Below are 17139 nucleotides of genomic sequence, written 5' to 3' on the forward strand. Positions count from 1 at the left end.
AGTAGGTCCCGATGCAGCAGAAGAACAGGATGCAGGGGAACAGGACCACGTACGGGATCTTGAACACCGACAGCCAGTAGCGCACCAGCGGCACGTTCAGCACCACCAGGAACACGTTGCCGACCCACATGGAGGCGACCAGGCCCCAGAACAGGTCCGGGTGGCCAGCGATCATGTTGGGACCCGGCTGGATGCCCTTGATGATGAAGGCGGCCATCATCAGCGCCATCACCGCGTTCTCCGGGATGCCGATGGACATCAGCGGGATGAAGCTGGTGCGCGCAGCGGCCTCGTCGGCCGCAGCTTGGCCCGCCACGCCTTCGATGGCGCCGGTGCCGATCTCGTCGCGGTACTTGCTGACCTTCTTGTCGATCGCGTAAGCGGCGAACTGGGCGATCACCGGGCCGCCGCCGGGCAGGATGCCCAGGAAGGAGCCGATCGCGCTACCGCGCAAGGCGCTGGGGATGATCCGCTTGAACTCGGGCCAGGTGGGCATGAGCTTGATCTTCCCGTTGAAGGGAGTCCGCTCGGTCTTCTCGTCGAGGTTCTTGGTGATCTCCGCGATGCCGAAGCAGCCCAGCGCGATGCTCACCACGCCGATGCCGTCCGCGAGGAAGGGCAGGTCCATGGTGAAGCGCTGCGCGCCGGAGTTCACGTCGGTGCCGATCTGGCCGAGCAGCACGCCGATCAGGCACATGGCCAGGCCGTTCAGCAAGCTGCCGGTGGTCACGAAGCTGACGCAGACGAAGCCCACCATCATCAGTGCGCAGTAGTCGGCGGGCCCGAACAGGAAGGCCACTTCGCCCAGCATCGGCGCGAACCACGCCAGCACCAGGATGGCGACGGTGCCGCCGATGAAGCTGGAGATGCCCGCGGTGAAGAGGGCCAGGCCCGTCTTGCCCTTGAGCGTCATGGCGTAGCCGTCTATACACGCCACGATCGAACTGGCATGCGGGATCTTCATCGTGATCGCCGATACCGAGTCGCCGTACTGGGCGCCGTAGTAGATGCCGGCCAGCATGATCAGCGCGCCACCCGTGGGGATGGAATACGTCAGCGGCAGCAGGATCGAGATGGTCGCCAGCGGGCCGAGGCCGGGCAGCAGCCCCACCAGGGTGCCGACCACGCACCCGATGGCGCAGTACATCAGGTTGTGAAGCGTCAGGGCGTGCGAGAACCCGAACTGCAGGTTGTGGATGACGTCCATGTCAGTACAGGGGCAGGTTCATGCCAAGGAACTTGGCGAACACGAAAGCCATGATGCAAAGACCGATGGAGATCTTCACGTTGCGCTTCCAGGAATAGCTCGTACCGGCAAGGGTCGAGAAGAACACCATGAAGACCACCGCCGCCAGCATGTTCACGAACAGCGTGATGACCGCGAAGCCGATCAGGCTGCCCAGGATGATGCCGATGTTCTTGGGGTTGATGGTGAGCGCCGTCTTGTCGACGAACCGCGACCGGATCACGGTCGCGACACCGATCAGGAACAGCATCAGGCTGACGATGGCGGGGAACAGTCCGGGGCCCGCGCGACTGAATTCCCCGATCGGGTATTTCAGCGCCGTCAGGCCGAAGGCCAGGGAAATCGCCATGAGGAACAGGCCCCTGGCAAGGTTGCGGTCAATCATAGGGAGGGGAGAGGTGGGTCTGGTCTGCCCGCCGGAATGCGGGGTGCCCGATGTTCCGGCTTTGTACCTGACCGGAGTCTGACCTGGGGCGGGTGGAAAGTACGTAGATTGGTCCGGCTCGGCCGTCAGGCCGCCGGCGCGGGGACAACGGGGAAGGCGATTTCACAGACGAAGCCGCCGCTGGAGTCGGCCGTCCGCAGGCGCATGCGGGCCCGCATCAGGCGGGCGTACTGGGCCACCAGCGCGAGTCCCAGGCCCACGCCTTCGCCCAGCAGTTGGCCGGCTTCGCCCTGTGCGCCGCGCTCGGCCAGCGCCAGCTGCTGTTCGTGCGGGACACCGGGGCCGTTGTCCTGCACCGAAAGCACGACCTCGCCGTCGCGGCGCTCGACGGCCACCGTGATGGCCGGCGGCGAGCCGCCGCCGCCGCCATAGCGCAGCGCGTTGTCGATCAGATTGTTGAGGATGCCTTCCAGCAGCGTGGGCTCGGCCTCCACCCAGACGCGCGCATCGATCCCTAGCGCCCCGAGGTCCACGCCGGCCGCATCGGCGCGGCGCAGGTAGCGCAACACGGCCTCCCGGACCGCGGCGTCCAGGGCGACGGGCTTCAGCTCGAGCGCGCTCTCCGCTTCGGCCGCCAGGGCGACCGCCAGCAGGCGGTCCACCAGGGCGGTCGCGCGCACCTCGCTCGCGGCGATGGCTTCGAGCTGCTGCCGCCACACGGCGGGGTCCTGGCGGCCCAGCCCGTACTCGGCCAGCGCCCGGATGCCCGCGAGCGGCGTGCGCAGCTCGTGCGCGACGTTGCCGGCGAATTCCTTCTGGGCGCGGATGCTGCGGCCCAGCCGCTGCAGCAAGGCGTTGATTGCGGCGGCCAGCGACTGCACGTCGCGCGTGGACGCTTCGGTCGGCACCGGCGACAAGTCCTGCGAACCCCGGTCTTCCAGCGCGTGGCGCAGCGTCCCCAGCGGCCGGACATCCCGCCCGATCGAGCGCCGCAGCCAAAGCGCCAGCAGCACGAGCAGCCCCAGCTGCGGCAGCAGCGAATAGAACATCAGCTGGCGCAGGGCGGCGTTGCGCGACGAGGTCGTCTGGGCCACCGTCACCTCGAAGGGGGCCGGCACGTCCTCCCACAGGCGCACCGCGCGCAGGATCTTCTCGTCGAAGGGAACGTCGTCGAAGTGGAAGGGCCGGGCGCCCTCGGCGCCCATGGGCAGCAGGGGTTCGCCCGCGACCACCGTCCCGTCGGCCGCGTGCACGCTGAAATAGACCGTCTCCGTCTGGTCGTACAGGACGGCGCGGATCTCGGCCGGCGACAGCTCGAGCCGCAGCCGGCCATCCACCATCCGCACGTGCGCGGCCAGCAGGGACGCATCGTCGAGCAGGGAGCGGTCGAAAGTTTGCTGGGTGAAGTACTGGGCGACGGAGAAGGAGACCGCCGCGCCCGCGATCCAGGTGATCGCCAGCGGCAGCAGCACCGTGCGCAGCAGCCGCTGGCCCAGCGTCGGCGGAGGCGGCTGCGCCGCGTTCACGGCCGGGCCGTCGGGCTGCGGCGCCATGCGGCGCTACTCCTGCGGCTCGACCAGGTAGCCCAGCCCGCGCAGCGTGCGGATCTGTGCGCCCGATCCGGCCAGCTTCTTGCGCAGGCGCGAGATGAACGCCTCCAGCGCGTTGTCGGGCAACAGGTCGTCCAGTTCCGACAGCTTGGCCGAAAGCTCCCGCTTGCTGCACACGCGTCCCGGCGGCGTCATCAGCTCCCACAGCACTTCGAATTCCCGGGCGGGCAGCTCCAGCAGCGTCTGCTCCACTTCGAAGCGCCGCGTCGCGCGGTCCAGGGTGAGCTTGCCGACACTCACCTGGTCCTCGCTGCCGGCCGCGCGGCGGACCAGGGCCCGCAGCCGCGCCTCGACCTCGCCCAGGTCGAAGGGCTTGCCCAGGTAGTCGTCGGCGCCGGCGTTCAGGCCGGCGATGCGCTCGTCGGTCCGGTTGCGCGCGGTCAGCACCAGCACCGGCGTGCGATCGCCGCGGGCGCGGGCGGCCCGCAGCAGCGACAGCCCGCTGCCCAGGCCGGCGTGGGCCCGCTCGCTCAATGGCAGGTTCAGGTCCAGGATGACCACGTCGAACGCCTGCACGCGCCACAGGTGGTCTGCTTGCTCCACGGAGGCCGCTTCATCCACGCGGTGGTCCGACTCGCGCAGGCGCCGCAGCATCACGTCCCGCAGGACGGCATCGTCTTCGACCAGGAGGATTCGCATCCCGCGATGGTAGCGACCCGCGCGGGCCGCCCGCCAGCACAATCGGCGGGTGCGCATCCACCGCCTCTATCTCGCCGGGCCCGACGTGTTCCGGCCCGACGCCACCGACCACGGCCGCCGCCTGGTCGCCCTCTGCGCCGAGTACGGCTTCGAGGCCGTGTTCCCGCTGGACACCTCGCTGCCGCGCGACCTACCGCCGCAGGAGGCGGCCGGCCGCATCTACCGCGCCAACATCGCGCACATCGAGCGCTGCGACGCGGTGCTCGCCAACCTCGATTTCTTCCGTGGCCCCGAACCGGACAGCGGCACCTGCTTCGAGGTGGGCTATGCGGTGGCGCGCGGCAAGCCCGTGGTCGCCTACGTGCCGGAACACGGCAGCCTGGCCGAGCGCATCCGCCGGCGCCATCCGCATGCCGTGGGCACGGGGCTCGTCGATGCGGCGGGCTGGGAGCTGGAGGAGTTCGGCCTGCCCCTCAACCTGATGCTGGGCGTGCCCTGCCGCGTCGTCGTGGGTGACCTGCGCGCGGCGCTGGAGCGGGTGCGCAGCGAGCAAGCGACATGAGGCGGGAGCCGGCACGGTCACGCCCTCAAGTCGCGCGCACGCCTGCGGCCTGAGGCGACCCCGCATTGCGCCGCTGCGGCGCCACCCTTAGCATCCCGGCGCAGCCCCCATCGCTGAACCCATCTCGCAAGGACGGCCCATGAATTCCCCCACCGGCGCCAGCGTGCGCGCCCGCGCGCCCTACCAGTCCATCGTCAACCGCCCCAGGCTGCGCCTGCCCGGCGACGCGCGCGTGGTCGTCTGGAACATCGTCAACGTCGAAGCCTGGCAGCCCTCCGGTGCGATGCCGCGCGCGGTGCTGTCGCCACCGATGGGCGCGCCGCTGCTGCCGGACGTGCCGAACTGGGCGTGGCACGAGTACGGCATGCGCGTGGGCTTCTGGCGCCTGCTCGATGCGATCCGCAGCCGCGGCATGCCGGCGACCTTCGCACTCAACGGACAGGTGTGCGAGCTGTACGAAGAGGTCTGCCGCGCCGCGCTCGAGGCCGGCTGGGAGTTCATGGGCCACGGCTACGTGCAGGGACCGATGCACAAGCTGGAAGACCAGAAGGCCGCGATCCGGCAGACGATCGAGGCGATCCGCCGGTTCACGGGCAAGGCCCCGCGCGGATGGGAGAGCCCCGGCCTCACCGAGACCGACGACACCCTGGACTACCTTGCCGAGTGCGGCATCGAGTACGTGGCCGACTGGGTGCTGGACGACCAGCCGGTGGCGCTGCGCTCGCCCAAGGGGCGCATCACCTCGGTGCCGTACACCGTCGACCTCAACGATGTGGTCATCTCCGCCGTGCAGCAGCACCCTTCGGACGAGATGCTCCGGCGCGGGAAGGCACACTTCGACCGGCTGTGGCGCGATGGCGCGACCCAGCCGCGCGTGATGGCGATCTCGGTCCACCCCTACCTCAGTGGCGTGCCGCACCGCATCGGCTACCTCGAGGAGCTGTACGACCACGTGCTCGGTCGCGAAGGCGTGCTGGTGTGGTCGGGCGAGCAGATCCTCGACTGGTTCCTCTCCGAGACCGCGCAGGGCTGACCCGGCTCGCCACGACGGCCTTGCCAATCAGGGCAAGCCCCTTGCACGGGACGGCAGCGGTGGCGGCATCATCCCCTGCGACGTCTTCGCATCGGGAGAGAACTTATGGCTCATGCCGAGCCCTTCATCCGCGCCCGCGACTTCCTGCTGGCGCACCGCACCGACTACGAGCGGGCCTGCCGCGAGTTCCGCTGGCCGCAGCTGGATGAGTTCAACTGGGCGCTGGACTACTTCGACACGCTCGCCGCCGGCAACGATGCGTGCGCGCTCTGGATCGTGGAGGAGGACGGCCGCGAGCAGAAGCTGTCGTTCCGCGAGCTGGCGGCCCGCTCGAACCGCACGGCCAACTTCCTGTGCGCGCAGGGCGTGCGGCGGGGCGACCGCATCCTGCTGATGCTGGGCAACGAAGTCGCGCTGTGGGAGATCATGCTCGCCGCGATCAAGCTCGGTGCGGTGGTGATCCCCGCGACCACGCTGCTCACGCCGCAGGACGTGCTGGACCGGGTGGAGCGCGGCCACGTGAAGCTCGCGATCGTTGCGGCCGCGAGCGCCGACAAGCTGGCGCAGGTGCCCGCGACCTGCAAGCGCGTGGCTGTCGGCGGCGCCGCGCCGGGCTGCGTGGAGTACGCGCCCTCCGCGCACGCCGAGCGCTTCGAGCCGGACGGGGTCACCCGAGCGACCGATCCGCTGCTGCTGTATTTCACCTCCGGCACGACCGCCTCGCCCAAGCTGGTGCTGCACTCGCACCAGAGCTATCCCGTGGGCCACCTCTCCACGATGTACTGGCTGGGCCTGCAGCCCGGCGACGTGCACCTGAACATCTCGTCGCCGGGCTGGGCCAAGCATGCGTGGAGCTGCTTCTTCGCGCCGTGGAACGCCGGTGCCTGCATCTTCATCTCGAACTACAAGCGCTTCCAGGCCACCGCCCTGCTCGACGTGCTGGCCAGCCGCGGCGTGACCTCGCTGTGCGCGCCGCCGACCGTCTGGCGCATGCTGATCCAGGAGGACCTGGCGGCCTACCGCGGCAAGCTGCGGCTGCGCGAGGTGATAGGCGCCGGCGAGCCGCTCAACCCGGAGATCATCGAACGCGTGCGTTCCGCCTGGGGACTGGAACTGCGCGACGGCTATGGACAGACCGAGACGACCGCGCAGGTGGGCAACTCTCCGGGCCAGCGGGTGAAGCCGGGGTCGATGGGCCGTCCCTTGCCCGGCTACCAGGTGGTCCTGCTCGACGCGCAAGGAAAGGAGTCGGACCAGGGCGAGATCTGCCTGCCGCTTGCGGTGCGGCCCCTCGGCCTCATGGACGCCTACATCGACAGCCCCGAGCGCACGGCCGAAGCGACGCGCGACAACGCGTACCACACGGGCGACATCGCCAGCCGCGATGCCGACGGCTACATCACCTACATCGGCCGCTCCGACGACGTGTTCAAGGCCTCCGACTACCGCATCAGCCCTTTCGAGCTGGAGAGCGTGCTGATCGAGCATCCCGCCGTGGCGGAAGCCGCGGTGGTGCCCAGCCCCGACCCGCTGCGGCTCGCCGTGCCGAAGGCCTTCGTGGTGCTGGCGCCCGGCCGCGAGCCGGGGCGGGCCGTGGCGCGCGACCTGTTCGTGTTCCTGCGCCAGCAGCTGCCGCCGTTCAAGCGCGTGCGGCGGATCGAGTTCGCCGAGCTGCCCAAGACGATCTCGGGCAAGATCCGGCGCGTCGAACTGCGCGGCAAGGAGGCCGAGCTACGCGCCTCCGGCCAGCGCGTCGCGCTGGAATTCTTCGAGGAGGACTTCTCCGAGCAGGAACTGGGCGAGCCGGCCGCCGCGGCGCGTTAGCTTCGCGCTGCGGCGAGCGCAGGCCTGATCTTCAGTTGCGCTCGCGCAGCAGGCCGGCGAATCCGTAGGTCTCCGGCGGCGGCAGCGCGAGCGTCGCGCCGACGATGCCGCCGGCCGCCAGCGCCGCGGCGCGCGCGGCGCTCTCCATCGAACAGGGCACGCCGGTGTCGCACCAGTCGCTCGCGAGGAACAGGCCCCTGACCGGCGTGCGCACACCCGGCCGCAGCGTCTCCGTGCCGGGCCGCGGCTGCGGGATCGCCGCGCGGATGCGGTGCACGCGCGCATGCAGCAGTCGCCCAGTGGCCGCCGCCGGCGCCGCTTCCACGAGCTCCTCGCGCGTGCGGGCCACGACCTGCGCATCGGTCCAGGCGAAACGCGCGTTCGGGCCGATCGCATTGCAGGCGATGAGCGACGCAGGGCTCGGCGCGCGGCTGCGGATGCGCGCGAGGTCGTAGAAGTCCGTGTTCAGGTCCTGCGGATTCCACACGCGCGCCCAGAAGCGCGGCGCGCCGACGGGACGGTCGAACCACAGCATCGTGCTGACATAAGGCGCGCCCACGAACGCGCGCGCCGCCTGCTGCAGCGGCGCGAGCGCCGGCTCGGCGCTGCGCGCGAGCAGCGGTCCGGCGTGCCACGGGGGCAGCGCCACCACGCACACCGGCGCGGCGAGGCAGCGGCCGTCGCGCAGGCGCACCGCGCGCACGGCATCCCCGCGCACCTGCACGCTGTGCACCAGCGCGCCGGTGAACACCTCGCCGCGGCGCGACCGGATCGCCTTCGTGCATGCGGGCACGTACAGCTGCGACAGGCCCACGGCGGGGAAGCCGAAGTGATAGCCGCTGCGCCCCAGCATCAGGCGGAAGATGCGCATCGCCGCGGCGGCGGAGCATTGCTCCAGCGGCACGTTCAGCACGGCGAGCATGGCCGAGCGCCAGAACCAGGCGATGGCGCGTTCGCTCACGCCCAGGCTGCGCAACCAGTGCAGCGCGTCCTGCGTGTCCAGGGCGCGCTGGCGCCGCACGTTCGCACGCAAGGCCTGCCACGCAACCCGCACGTGCGACAGCGCATCGGCGATGCCCAGCCGGCGCAGCGCCACGGGCAGGTTGGGCAGCCCGTGCAGCGGCGGCATCCAGTCCACGTTGGCGACGGCGAGATGCTGCTTCGCATCCAGCAGTTCGATCAGGGGCTCGTCCTGCCAGGCGATGTGCTCCCGCGTGCCCAGCCGCTCGAGCATGCGCAGGAACTGCCGGTGCTCGGTGCTCACCACGTGCGGACCGATGTCCACCTCGGTCCCGGTGTTCGCGTCCATCCAGCTGCGCGCGCGCCCGCCGGGACTGCCGCGCGCCTCGAGCACCGCGACGCTCAGGCCGGCGTCGGCGAGCGCCGTGGCGCAGAACAGCCCGGCGACGCCGGCGCCGACCACGACGGCGTCGAAGGAAGAGGGCGCTTGCACCTAGCGCTGGCCGAAGTGCGACCCTTCGAACAAGTCCTTGTATTCGCGCGGCTGCGAGCGCCAGTACTGGGGCGGCGCGTTCACGTGCGCGCCCAGCTTCGCGGCTGCATGCCAGGGCCAGCGCGGGTCGTACAGCATCGCCCGCGCGAGCGACACCGCGTCGGCCTCGCCCGCCGCGATGATGGCCTCGGCCTGTTCCGGCTCGGTGATGAGGCCCACGGCGATCGTCGGCAGGCCGACCTCGGCGCGCACCCGCTGCGCGTAGGGCACCTGATAGCCGGGGCCGAGGCGGATCGCCTGCCGCGGCGACACGCCGCCCGTGGTGACGTGGATGGCCGCGCAGCCACGCGGCTTCAGCGCCTGCGACAGCGCAATGGTTCCTTCGATGTCCCAGCCGCCCGGCACCCAGTCGGTGGCCGAGATGCGCATCCACACCGGGATCCGCGCCGGCACGACCGCGCGCACCGCATCGAAGACCTCGATCGGGAAACGCATGCGGTTTTCCAGGCTGCCGCCGTAGGCGTCGGTGCGCTCGTTGGCGAGCGGCGACAGGAACTGGTGCAGCAGGTAGCCGTGCGCGCCGTGGATCTCGATTCCGTCGAACCCCAGCCGCACCGCGCGTTCCGCCGCCCGCACGAAATCGGCCCGGATGCGTTGCAGGTCAGCCAGCGACAGCGCCAGCGGCACGTCCTCGCCCTCGGCATGCGGCACCGCGCTGGGCGCCAGCGTCTTCCAGCCGCCCGGCTCGCCGGGACGGATCTGCGCACCGCCTTCCCAGGGGGCGCGGCTGGACGCCTTGCGTCCCGCATGCGAGAGCTGGATGGCGAAGCGGATCGGCGAATGCGCGCGCGCCGCCTGCAGCACGCGGGCGAGCGCCGCTTCGTTCGCATCGGAATACAGGCCCAGGTCCGTCGGCGTGATGCGCCCCTCGGGCGAAACCGCGGTGGCTTCCACGATCAGCAGCCCGGCGCCGGAGAGCGCCAGGTGCCCCAGGTGGATCATGTGCCAGTCCGTGGCCGAGCCTTCCTCGGCCGAGTACTGGCACATCGGCGCGATCACGATCCGGTTGGACAGGCGCAGCGGGCCCAGGTCCCAGGCTTCGAACAGGCGGCTCATGGCGGGTTTCCTTTGCGCGCACGATACCGGAAGCCGCGTGGGCGGGGGCGCGCCTGGGTTCACGCCCCCGCCCGACCCGCCGGGCGCCCTAGCGTCAGCCGTGCCGCGTCGCGTTCGTGTCGCGCGCCGCCTGGTGCTTCGCGTGCAGGTGGCCGACCGCGCAGCCCGCCGCCGCGCCGACCAGGCCATGGTGGTGCAGGAAGTGCCCCGCCACGCCGCCGGCCGCAGCGCCCTTGAGGCAGCCCTTGGCGCTGGCACCGGTGGACACGCCCGCCAGCGCGAGGCAAAGGGTCAGGCCCAGGATGTGTGCTTTCTTCATGGTGTGGTTCCTCTAGGTGGTTGAGGAGCCCAGCGTGCCCGCAGTTGCGTGCGAGCGCATGCGACGCGAGCAGCGTTCGCGTGTAGGCGGGCGTCGGGGCCGTGCCGCCGTCAGTCGCTGACCACCAGCGTTCCCGCCATGTCCTCGTGCCCGGTGCCGCAGAACACGTCGCAATGGAAGGTGAAGGTGCCGGCGCGGTCCGGTGTGAACCGCAGGAGCGTGGGCCGCCCGGGCAGGATGTCGGCGCGCACCCCGAAGTCGGAAAATTGCACGCCCATGGGAACCTCCGGCGCGGTGAAGCGCAGCAGCAGGGGCTGCCCCTTGTGGGCGACGATGCGTGGCGGCACGTACTCGAACTTCTTCGCGACGATGTCCAGTGGCTGGGCCTCGGTCGTGTCGGCCTGGGCGAGTGCGAGGACGCCCACGGGCGCGCAGAGCAGCGCGGCACTGCGGGCGAGGATGGCGCGGCGGGTCGGGTCGTTCATGGTGCTGCCTCAGGCCCGCGCCAGCGGATATTCCTCGAGATCCCAGGCCGCGGCGCCGTGGGGCGCCTCGACTTCACGGAAGCCCAGCCCTGCATAGGGATGCGCCGCGTCCCAGGCCAGCGGCGTGCGCTTCGGCTGCGAGCCCGGGGCCGGCAGGGGATAGATCAGCGAGCGGGCGGAATGGTGCGCAACGGAGCCGGTGCGGTGGTGGTTCTCCTGGTGGATGTGCCCGTAGAACACCGTGACGTTCGCGCGCGTGGACAGGATCTCGATCGCGCGCGCTCCGTCGGTCGTGGCCCAGTCCCAGGACGGATAGAGGTCGAACAGCGGCCGGTGCGTGAGCACCACGATCCGCGCGTCGGCGGGCTGGCGCCCCAGGTCGTCGGCGAGCCACTGCAACTGCTCCTCGCCCAGGCTTGCCCGCGGGTCGCTCACGTTGTCCAATGCGATGAAGTGCACGCCCTTGTGGTCGAAGGTGTAGCGCGTCGGTCCGAAGAATTCGCGGAAGGCCTTGCCCGCATCGAGCGCGGCGTCGTGTTCGCCGGCGAGGTAGTGGATGTCGCGCACCTTGAGGCCCGCGGCGAGTTCCTGGAAGCGCGCCATGCGCTGGCGCCGTTCGCGCGGGTCGTCGGTGGTGTGGGTCAGGTCGCCCGTGAAGACGATGAAGTCGGGAGCGACCGGCAGGGCATTGACGGCGGCGATGGCGCGCGGCAGCGTGCCGGAGGCATCGGGGTTGGCCTCGCCCTGGTAGCCCCAGTGCACGTCCGACAGTTGCACGAAGAAGAAGTCGTCACCGGCGGGCGCGCCGCCTTGCGCGCAGCCGGTGGCCAGCGCCGAGGAGAACACGGCCCCGCCGTAGGCGGCGAGGCGGAGGAAGGCGCGGCGGTCTATCGGGTCCATGGCGGGCTCCTGGAAGGATGGGCGGCGGCTCGGTGCGTGCGCCGCTTCCTGCGGTACCGGGCGCCGGGCGCCGGTATTCCAGAGACCGCGAGCCCGGTCGGGTCGGGGAATAAACGGGCTGCGGCGGCGGTAGACAGGCAGACGCCAAGGAGCAAGGTGGACCCTGCAGCAGATCGGGTGCGGTTCGAACGCGTGGTGCTGCCGCACCTGGACGCGGCGTACAACCTCGCGCGCTGGCTCACCCGCGACGACCACGACGCGCGCGATGTCGTGCAGGAAGCGCTGCTGCGCGCGCTGCGCTACTTCCACGGGCTGCGCGGCGACAACGCGCGGCCCTGGCTGCTGCAGATCGTGCGCCATACCTGCTGGTCGTGGCTGGAGCAGAACCGGCCCGCCGAGCTGGTGCCGCTGGACGACGACGAGAACTGGCGCGAAGTGCAGGCGCCGGCTGGCGACGAACCGCAGGCGCAGGCGGCGCGCAAGGCGGACCGCGCCCGCATGGACTGGGCGCTGGGCTGCCTGCCGCCCGCCTACCGCGAGGTGATCGTGCTGCGCGAACTGGAGGACCTCTCGTACAAGGACATCGCGCGCATCGCGGACCTTCCGCTCGGCACCGTCATGTCGCGGCTCGCGCGGGGCCGCGAACAGCTGCGCCGGCTGCTCGAAGGCCAGCGGCCGCAACTGCAGGCGGTGCCTGGCACGCCGGGAAAGGAGGCCGCCGATGCGGGCTGATCAAGACGCGCGCGAACTGCACGCCTATGTCGATGGCGAGATGGAGCTGGGCGCGCAGCTCGCGTTCGAGCAGCGGCTGGCCGCCGATGCGCAGTTGCGCGAACAGGCGGCACGCCTGCGGCAATTGTCGGATGCGGTGCGGCAGCACGCGCCCTACCACGCTGCGCCGCCGGACCTGCGGCGGCTCGCGCGCGCACCGGCCGCGTCGCCACGCGTGCGCCTGGGCCGCTGGCGCCCGCTGGTGCCCGCACTCGCGTTCGCGGCGCTCGCGGCGGTGGTGGTCGACGTCGGCCTGCTGCACGGGCAGGACGCGCAGCGCGAGCGCGACGAGCTCGTCGCCAGCCACGTGCGCGCCGCGCTCACGCAGCGCCCGATCGACGTCGCTTCGTCGGACCAGCACACGGTGAAGCCCTGGTTCGCGACCCAGCTCGATTTCTCGCCGCCCGTGCGCGTGCCGCCCATCGCGGGGGTGGAGCTGCTGGGCGGCCGCGTCGACTACATCGATGGTCGCAAGGTCGCCGTCCTCGTGTACCGCGAAGGGAAACACACGGCGGACCACTTCCTCTGGCCCACGGGACAGTCCGACAGCGCACCGCGCTTCGCGCTGCAGCGCGGCTTCCGCATCGCGCAGTGGAGCGCCGGCGGCATGGCGCACCGGCTGGTTTCCGACCTCAACGAGCAGGAATTCGCGCAACTCGTGCGCGCCTGTCGCGAAGAAGGCTGAGCTGCGGGCAGAATGCCGGCATGCCGCCCAAGCCGCCCGAAGCCGAGCCCGAAGTCGAGCCCGCCGACGCCGCCACCAAGAGCATCGCGCAACGCCTTGGCCCGGGCCTCATCACCGGAGCCGCCGACGACGATCCGAGCGGGATCGCCACCTACTCGCAGGCCGGTTCGCAGTTCCGCTTCGGGCTGGTGTGGACGCTGCTGCTCACCACCCCGCTGATGATCGGCATCCAGATGCTGTCCGCGCGGATCGGCTTCGTCACCGGCGAAGGGCTGGCGAGCAACATCGCCAAGATGTGCCCGCGCTGGCTCACCATGGCGCTGGTCGGCGCGCTGGTGGTCGCGAACACGATCAACATCGCCGCCGACATCGCCGCGATGGGGGAGGCCGTGCGCCTGCTGGCGGGCGGCAACCGCGTGCTGCTGGTGCTGGCCTTCGGGCTGCTGTCGATCGCCAGCCAGGTGTACTTCTCGTACGAGTCCACGGTGCGCATCCTGAAGTGGCTGACGCTGGTGCTGTTCTCCTACGTCGCCGTGGTGCTCACGGTGCACGTGCCCTGGCAGGAGGCCGCTTCCCAGTCGCTGCGGCCGTGGGCCTTCATGCCGCCGCACGCATCGGCAGTCGATTACGCGAGCATGGTGGTGGCCGTGCTCGGCACGACCATCAGCCCGTACCTGTTCTTCTGGCAGGCCACGCAGGAAGCCGAGGACCGCCGGCGCCAGCCCGAGGTGGCCAGCCTGCGCAAGCATCCCGTGTACGCGGCCGAACACCTGGGACGCATCAAGGTCGACACCTATGCCGGCATGCTGATCTCCAACATCGTCGCGCTGTGCATCGTGCTCGCGACCGCCGTGACGCTCAACGCGCATGGCGTCACGAACATCCAGAGTTCCGCCCAGGCGGCCGAGGCCTTGCGGCCCGTGGCGGGCGAGTTCGCGTTCGCGCTGTTCGCGCTCGGCATCGTCGGCACCGGCCTGCTCGCCGTACCGGTGCTCGCGGGCTCGGCCGCCTATGCGGTGAGCGAGGTGTTCGGCTGGCGCGCGGGCCTGTCGCGTGGCTTCCGCGAGGCGCGGGGCTTCTACCTGATCATCTTCGCCGCGACCGGCATCGGCTCCATCATGGGCGGGCTGGAGCTGGACCCCATGAAGGCGCTGGTGTGGAGCGCGATGGTCAACGGCGTGATCTCGGTGCCCATCATGGTGGTGATGATGTGGATCGGCCAGTCGCACCGCATCATGGGGCGGCTGGTCATGAGCCGGCGCCATCGCCTGTTCGGGTGGGCCGCCACCGGCGTGATGGCCATCGCGGTGCTGGCGCTGCTGGCGACCTCGCTCTGAGCGCTCGTCGCGCGGCTCCGTGCCGCGCGAGGAACTACGCGCCCGGGACGCGGCCGTGCCCGACGCGGAAATCGTTGCGGCCGGTGCGGTCCTCGCCGCGCAGCAGCCAGAGCGGCCGCTGCGCGAAGTTCACGGGCACGCCGGTCTTGCCGTCGACGGGCCGCAGGCTGCGGTCGAACAACGAGCTGCCCGGCATGTAGCGCAAGGCCACGCCGGTGCGCCGGCGCTGCGAGGTGTTGGGCCGCGCGCCATGGATCATGTAGACGTCGTGCAGGGACATCTGCCCCGGTGCGAGCTCCACGTCGACGGCGTCGTTCTCGTCGAAGGTGCCGGGCGCCATGCGCTGCTGCAGGGTCAGGTCGGTGCGGTCCTCGTGCAGGTGCTCGTGCAGCACCTGGGCGCGATGCGAGCCCGGGATCACGCGCAGGCAGCCGTTGCCGATGTCGGACTCCTCCAGCGCCACCCACACCGTGCAGTTCGCGAGCGGCCGGATGGGCCAGTAGTGGCCGTCCTGGTGCCAGGGCGTCTCGAAGCCGTCCACGGGCGGCTTGCAGAACACGTGGCAGCCCCACAGGATCACGTCCTCGCCGATGACGCCGGACACCAGTTCCACGATGTCGGGGTCGCGCGCGAGTTCCAGGAAGTCGGAACTGCCGCGCACGCCCTCGCCGTTGTCGCCCTCGATGTGCGCGGAAACGAGCTTCTCGGGGCGCACGCCCGGGTTGCGGCGGATCAGGTCGTCGAGCGCTGAGCGCAGCGCGGACACGCGCGCGGCTGGCAATTGGAAGGCGGGACGGACCCAGCCGTCCGCGTGGTAGCGCGCGATTTCGTCGGGGGAGAGCATGGCCATGGCCGGCAGTATCCCGCCGGGCGGCCGCCGGCGCGATAGGGAAAACATGGCGGCGTTTGGTGTGCAGGGCGCGAGGCGCGGGGCGCCCGGGAAATCTGCAAACCGTTCAGGAAGCGTTCACCCGACCGGTTGCACCATGCGTCTACCAACCAAGGAGTTTCACATGTCCCTGATCCGTCAACCCCGCCTGATCGCTGCCGCGGCCGTGGCCTTCGGCCTGCTGGGTGTCGCGTCCGCGGCCCAGGCCCGCACCGACGTGCATGTGTTCCTCGGCGTTCCCGGCATGGTCGCTCCGGCGCCGGTGTACGGGAGCGATCCTCAGTATGTGCAGACCGCCCCCGTTTACGTGCAGCCGCGCTCCGTGTACGTGCAACCTCAGCCGGTGTACGTGCGCACCGCGCCCGCCTGGGGTTACGGCGACGGCTACGGCTACGGGCGCCGTGACGAGTGGCGGCGCGAGCAGTGGCGCGAGCACGAGCGCCATGAGCGCCATGAGCGCTACGAGCACGACCACGACCACGACCGTCGCTGAGCGCGAGCGGGGCGCCGCCAGCGCGGCGCATCGGCAAGAGGCGGACCTGCGGGTCCGCTTTGCCGTGATGGGGCAAGCGCGGTTATTAGGGAAGCTGCTAGGCCGCAAGTTCTAACTGCCCGGCAGACTCGCCCAGTGCGGCGGGGTGCCGCAGGGAGGACTCGCATGGACCATCGCGCACCGTCGCGCCGACGCATCCTGGCAGCGGGCGCAGGTGCGCTCGCCACCACCGCCCTGGGCAGCTGGCGTCCTGCGTTCGCCGACGACCAGCTCGTCGATCTGCCCATGGACAACGGCGTGCGCCGGCTCGTGGCCTATCCCGAGAAGCGGCCGATGATCGTGCTGACCTCGCGGCCGCCGCAGCTCGAAACGCCGTGGGACGTGTTCAACCAGGGCCTGATCACGCCCAACGATGCCTTCTTCGTCCGCTACCACAATGCGGGCCTGCCCGGCCCCATCGACGGCGATGCGCACGCGATCCGCATCGGCGGCAACGCAGTGGCCAAGCCGTTCTCCATCACGGTCGCCGAGCTGCGTTCGCAATTCCGTCCGGTCGAACTGCTTGCGGTCAACCAGTGCTCGGGCAACAGCCGCGGCCTGTTCAACCCGCGCGTGCAGGGTGGGCAGCTGGCCAACGGCGCCATGGGCAATGCGCGCTGGGTGGGCGTGCCGCTCAAGGACATCCTGGCCCGCGCCGAGCCCACGAACGCCGCGCGGCAGGTGACCTTCGACGGCCTGGACAACGGCGTGTTCGGCGGCGGCGACTTCGTGAAAGCGCTGGACGTCCATCACGCCATGGACGGCGAGGTGATGGTCGCCTATCGCATGAATGGCGAGGACATTCCCTTCCTCAACGGCTTCCCGGTGAAGCTGGTGGTGCCGGGCCACTACGGCACCTACTGGGTCAAGCACCTGTCGGACATCCAGGTGATCGACCACGAGTTCGACGGCTTCTGGATGAAGCCGGCCTACCGCATCCCCGACAACGACTGCGCCTGCGTGCCACCGGGCCAGGCGCCCGCAGCCACGCGGCCGATCGGCCGCTTCAACGTGCGCTCCTTCATCACCTCCGTGGCGGACGGCGCGCGCGTGCGTGCGGGCCAGGCGCTGGCGGTGCGCGGCATCGCCTTCGACGGCGGCCAGGGCATCAGCGAGGTGGCGTACTCCACCGACGGGGGCGCGACATGGCGGGAGGCGCGGCTGGGCACGGACCTGGGCCGCTATTCGTTCCGCGAGTTCACCTTCGGCTTCACGCCGGCGGCCGGCACGCACGACCTGCGCGTGCGGGCCTGGAACCGGTCCGGCCAGAGCCAGCCCATGGAGGCGCTGTGGAACCCGGCGGGCTACATGCGCAACGTGGTCGAATCCGTCAAGCTCACCGCCGCCTGAGGA

At 70.8% G+C, this 17139-nt stretch carries 18 protein-coding genes; 8 read left to right on the plus strand and 10 right to left on the minus strand.

Going from position 1 to position 17139, the window contains the following annotated elements; all coding sequences use genetic code 11:
* The 4 genes from JJB11_RS25350 to JJB11_RS25365 form a co-directional block, all read right to left on the minus strand.
* A partial coding sequence (locus tag JJB11_RS25350; protein WP_201178042.1) for a tripartite tricarboxylate transporter permease occupies positions 1-1207 on the minus strand: 1207 nt, incomplete at its 3' end.
* A 1-nt stretch (position 1208) separates the two neighbouring features.
* Positions 1209-1631, minus strand: coding sequence for a tripartite tricarboxylate transporter TctB family protein (locus tag JJB11_RS25355; RefSeq protein ID WP_201178044.1), 423 nt, complete (start codon positions 1629-1631; stop codon positions 1209-1211).
* A gap of 125 nt (positions 1632-1756) precedes the next feature.
* A complete protein-coding gene (locus JJB11_RS25360; protein ID WP_201178046.1) occupies positions 1757-3184 on the minus strand; it encodes a sensor histidine kinase in 1428 nt (475 codons plus the stop codon).
* Between the two features lie 6 nt (positions 3185-3190).
* Positions 3191-3880 (minus strand): response regulator transcription factor, encoded by a 690-nt coding sequence (locus tag JJB11_RS25365; protein WP_201178047.1) that lies wholly within the window; start codon positions 3878-3880, stop codon positions 3191-3193.
* 55 nt (positions 3881-3935) lie between these two features.
* On the opposite strand from JJB11_RS25365, the gene JJB11_RS25370 reads away from it, so the two are divergent.
* From JJB11_RS25370 to JJB11_RS25380, 3 genes are all read left to right on the plus strand, one after another.
* The gene (locus JJB11_RS25370; RefSeq protein WP_201178090.1) at positions 3936-4442 is read left to right on the plus strand and encodes a nucleoside 2-deoxyribosyltransferase; all 507 of its coding nucleotides are present in this window, start codon (positions 3936-3938) and stop codon (positions 4440-4442) included.
* 139 nt (positions 4443-4581) lie between these two features.
* Positions 4582-5475 carry a polysaccharide deacetylase family protein gene (locus tag JJB11_RS25375; protein ID WP_201178049.1) on the plus strand — a complete coding sequence of 298 codons (894 nt, stop codon included), beginning with the start codon at positions 4582-4584 and terminating at the stop codon, positions 5473-5475.
* 105 nt (positions 5476-5580) lie between these two features.
* Positions 5581-7299, plus strand: a complete 1719-nt coding sequence (locus tag JJB11_RS25380; RefSeq protein ID WP_201178050.1) for an AMP-binding protein — start codon at positions 5581-5583, stop codon at positions 7297-7299.
* Positions 7300-7330: 31 nt separating this feature from the next.
* Here JJB11_RS25380 and JJB11_RS25385 read toward each other — a convergent pair whose 3' ends face one another.
* From JJB11_RS25385 to JJB11_RS25405, 5 genes are all read right to left on the minus strand, one after another.
* Positions 7331-8752: an FAD-dependent oxidoreductase gene (locus tag JJB11_RS25385; RefSeq protein WP_201178052.1), complete on the minus strand. Its 1422-nt coding sequence runs from the start codon at positions 8750-8752 to the stop codon at positions 7331-7333.
* Positions 8753-9868, minus strand: a complete 1116-nt coding sequence (locus JJB11_RS25390; RefSeq protein WP_201178054.1) for an NADH:flavin oxidoreductase/NADH oxidase — start codon at positions 9866-9868, stop codon at positions 8753-8755.
* 94 nt (positions 9869-9962) lie between these two features.
* Positions 9963-10187, minus strand: a complete 225-nt coding sequence (locus JJB11_RS25395; RefSeq protein ID WP_201965105.1) for a hypothetical protein — start codon at positions 10185-10187, stop codon at positions 9963-9965.
* Between the two features lie 110 nt (positions 10188-10297).
* Positions 10298-10672 (minus strand): cupredoxin domain-containing protein, encoded by a 375-nt coding sequence (locus JJB11_RS25400; RefSeq protein ID WP_201178056.1) that lies wholly within the window; start codon positions 10670-10672, stop codon positions 10298-10300.
* 9 nt (positions 10673-10681) lie between these two features.
* On the minus strand, positions 10682-11572 hold the full coding sequence (locus tag JJB11_RS25405; protein ID WP_201178058.1) for a metallophosphoesterase family protein: 891 nt from the start codon (positions 11570-11572) through the stop codon (positions 10682-10684).
* Between the two features lie 48 nt (positions 11573-11620).
* Between JJB11_RS25405 and JJB11_RS25410 the strand changes: the two genes are divergently transcribed.
* From JJB11_RS25410 to JJB11_RS25420, 3 genes are read left to right on the plus strand one after another with little or no spacing between them, the layout of a single operon-like run.
* Positions 11621-12304, plus strand: coding sequence for a sigma-70 family RNA polymerase sigma factor (locus tag JJB11_RS25410; protein WP_207190142.1), 684 nt, complete (start codon positions 11621-11623; stop codon positions 12302-12304).
* Positions 12294-13028: an anti-sigma factor family protein gene (locus tag JJB11_RS25415; protein WP_201178062.1), complete on the plus strand. Its 735-nt coding sequence runs from the start codon at positions 12294-12296 to the stop codon at positions 13026-13028. Before JJB11_RS25410 ends, JJB11_RS25415 begins: the two co-directional genes overlap by 11 nt.
* 20 nt (positions 13029-13048) lie before the next feature.
* The gene (locus JJB11_RS25420) at positions 13049-14365 is read left to right on the plus strand and encodes an NRAMP family divalent metal transporter (RefSeq protein WP_201178064.1); all 1317 of its coding nucleotides are present in this window, start codon (positions 13049-13051) and stop codon (positions 14363-14365) included.
* Positions 14366-14399: 34 nt separating this feature from the next.
* Here the strand turns inward: JJB11_RS25420 and JJB11_RS25425 are convergent, their stop codons facing one another.
* The gene (locus JJB11_RS25425) at positions 14400-15215 is read right to left on the minus strand and encodes a phytanoyl-CoA dioxygenase family protein (protein WP_201178066.1); all 816 of its coding nucleotides are present in this window, start codon (positions 15213-15215) and stop codon (positions 14400-14402) included.
* A gap of 163 nt (positions 15216-15378) precedes the next feature.
* On the opposite strand from JJB11_RS25425, the gene JJB11_RS25430 reads away from it, so the two are divergent.
* Both JJB11_RS25430 and sorA read left to right on the plus strand, forming a co-directional pair.
* Positions 15379-15747 (plus strand): hypothetical protein, encoded by a 369-nt coding sequence (locus JJB11_RS25430; protein WP_201178068.1) that lies wholly within the window; start codon positions 15379-15381, stop codon positions 15745-15747.
* 165 nt (positions 15748-15912) lie between these two features.
* Complete coding sequence (gene sorA / locus JJB11_RS25435) at positions 15913-17136, plus strand: SorA family sulfite dehydrogenase catalytic subunit (protein WP_201178070.1); 1224 nt, start codon at positions 15913-15915, stop codon at positions 17134-17136.
* The last annotated feature ends 3 nt before the right edge of the window (positions 17137-17139 follow it).

The sequence above is a fragment of the Ramlibacter ginsenosidimutans genome, assembly GCF_016654015.1.
Lineage (GTDB): Bacteria > Pseudomonadota > Gammaproteobacteria > Burkholderiales > Burkholderiaceae_C > Ramlibacter > Ramlibacter ginsenosidimutans.

What these genes read in the sequence shown, in the direction of transcription:
- JJB11_RS25355 (WP_201178044.1), bottom strand. Translation starts at nt 1,631, where the DNA reads ATGATTGACCGCAACCTTGCCAGGGGCCTGTTCCTCATGGCGATTTCC.
- JJB11_RS25360 (WP_201178046.1), bottom strand. Translation starts at nt 3,184, where the DNA reads ATGGCGCCGCAGCCCGACGGCCCGGCCGTGAACGCGGCGCAGCCGCCT.
- JJB11_RS25365 (WP_201178047.1), bottom strand. Translation starts at nt 3,880, where the DNA reads ATGCGAATCCTCCTGGTCGAAGACGATGCCGTCCTGCGGGACGTGATG.
- JJB11_RS25375 (WP_201178049.1), top strand. Translation starts at nt 4,582, where the DNA reads ATGAATTCCCCCACCGGCGCCAGCGTGCGCGCCCGCGCGCCCTACCAG.
- JJB11_RS25380 (WP_201178050.1), top strand. Translation starts at nt 5,581, where the DNA reads ATGGCTCATGCCGAGCCCTTCATCCGCGCCCGCGACTTCCTGCTGGCG.
- JJB11_RS25390 (WP_201178054.1), bottom strand. Translation starts at nt 9,868, where the DNA reads ATGAGCCGCCTGTTCGAAGCCTGGGACCTGGGCCCGCTGCGCCTGTCC.
- JJB11_RS25395 (WP_201965105.1), bottom strand. Translation starts at nt 10,187, where the DNA reads ATGAAGAAAGCACACATCCTGGGCCTGACCCTTTGCCTCGCGCTGGCG.
- JJB11_RS25400 (WP_201178056.1), bottom strand. Translation starts at nt 10,672, where the DNA reads ATGAACGACCCGACCCGCCGCGCCATCCTCGCCCGCAGTGCCGCGCTG.
- JJB11_RS25405 (WP_201178058.1), bottom strand. Translation starts at nt 11,572, where the DNA reads ATGGACCCGATAGACCGCCGCGCCTTCCTCCGCCTCGCCGCCTACGGC.
- JJB11_RS25415 (WP_201178062.1), top strand. Translation starts at nt 12,294, where the DNA reads ATGCGGGCTGATCAAGACGCGCGCGAACTGCACGCCTATGTCGATGGC.
- JJB11_RS25420 (WP_201178064.1), top strand. Translation starts at nt 13,049, where the DNA reads ATGCCGCCCAAGCCGCCCGAAGCCGAGCCCGAAGTCGAGCCCGCCGAC.
- JJB11_RS25425 (WP_201178066.1), bottom strand. Translation starts at nt 15,215, where the DNA reads ATGGCCATGCTCTCCCCCGACGAAATCGCGCGCTACCACGCGGACGGC.
- JJB11_RS25430 (WP_201178068.1), top strand. Translation starts at nt 15,379, where the DNA reads ATGTCCCTGATCCGTCAACCCCGCCTGATCGCTGCCGCGGCCGTGGCC.
- sorA (WP_201178070.1), top strand. Translation starts at nt 15,913, where the DNA reads ATGGACCATCGCGCACCGTCGCGCCGACGCATCCTGGCAGCGGGCGCA.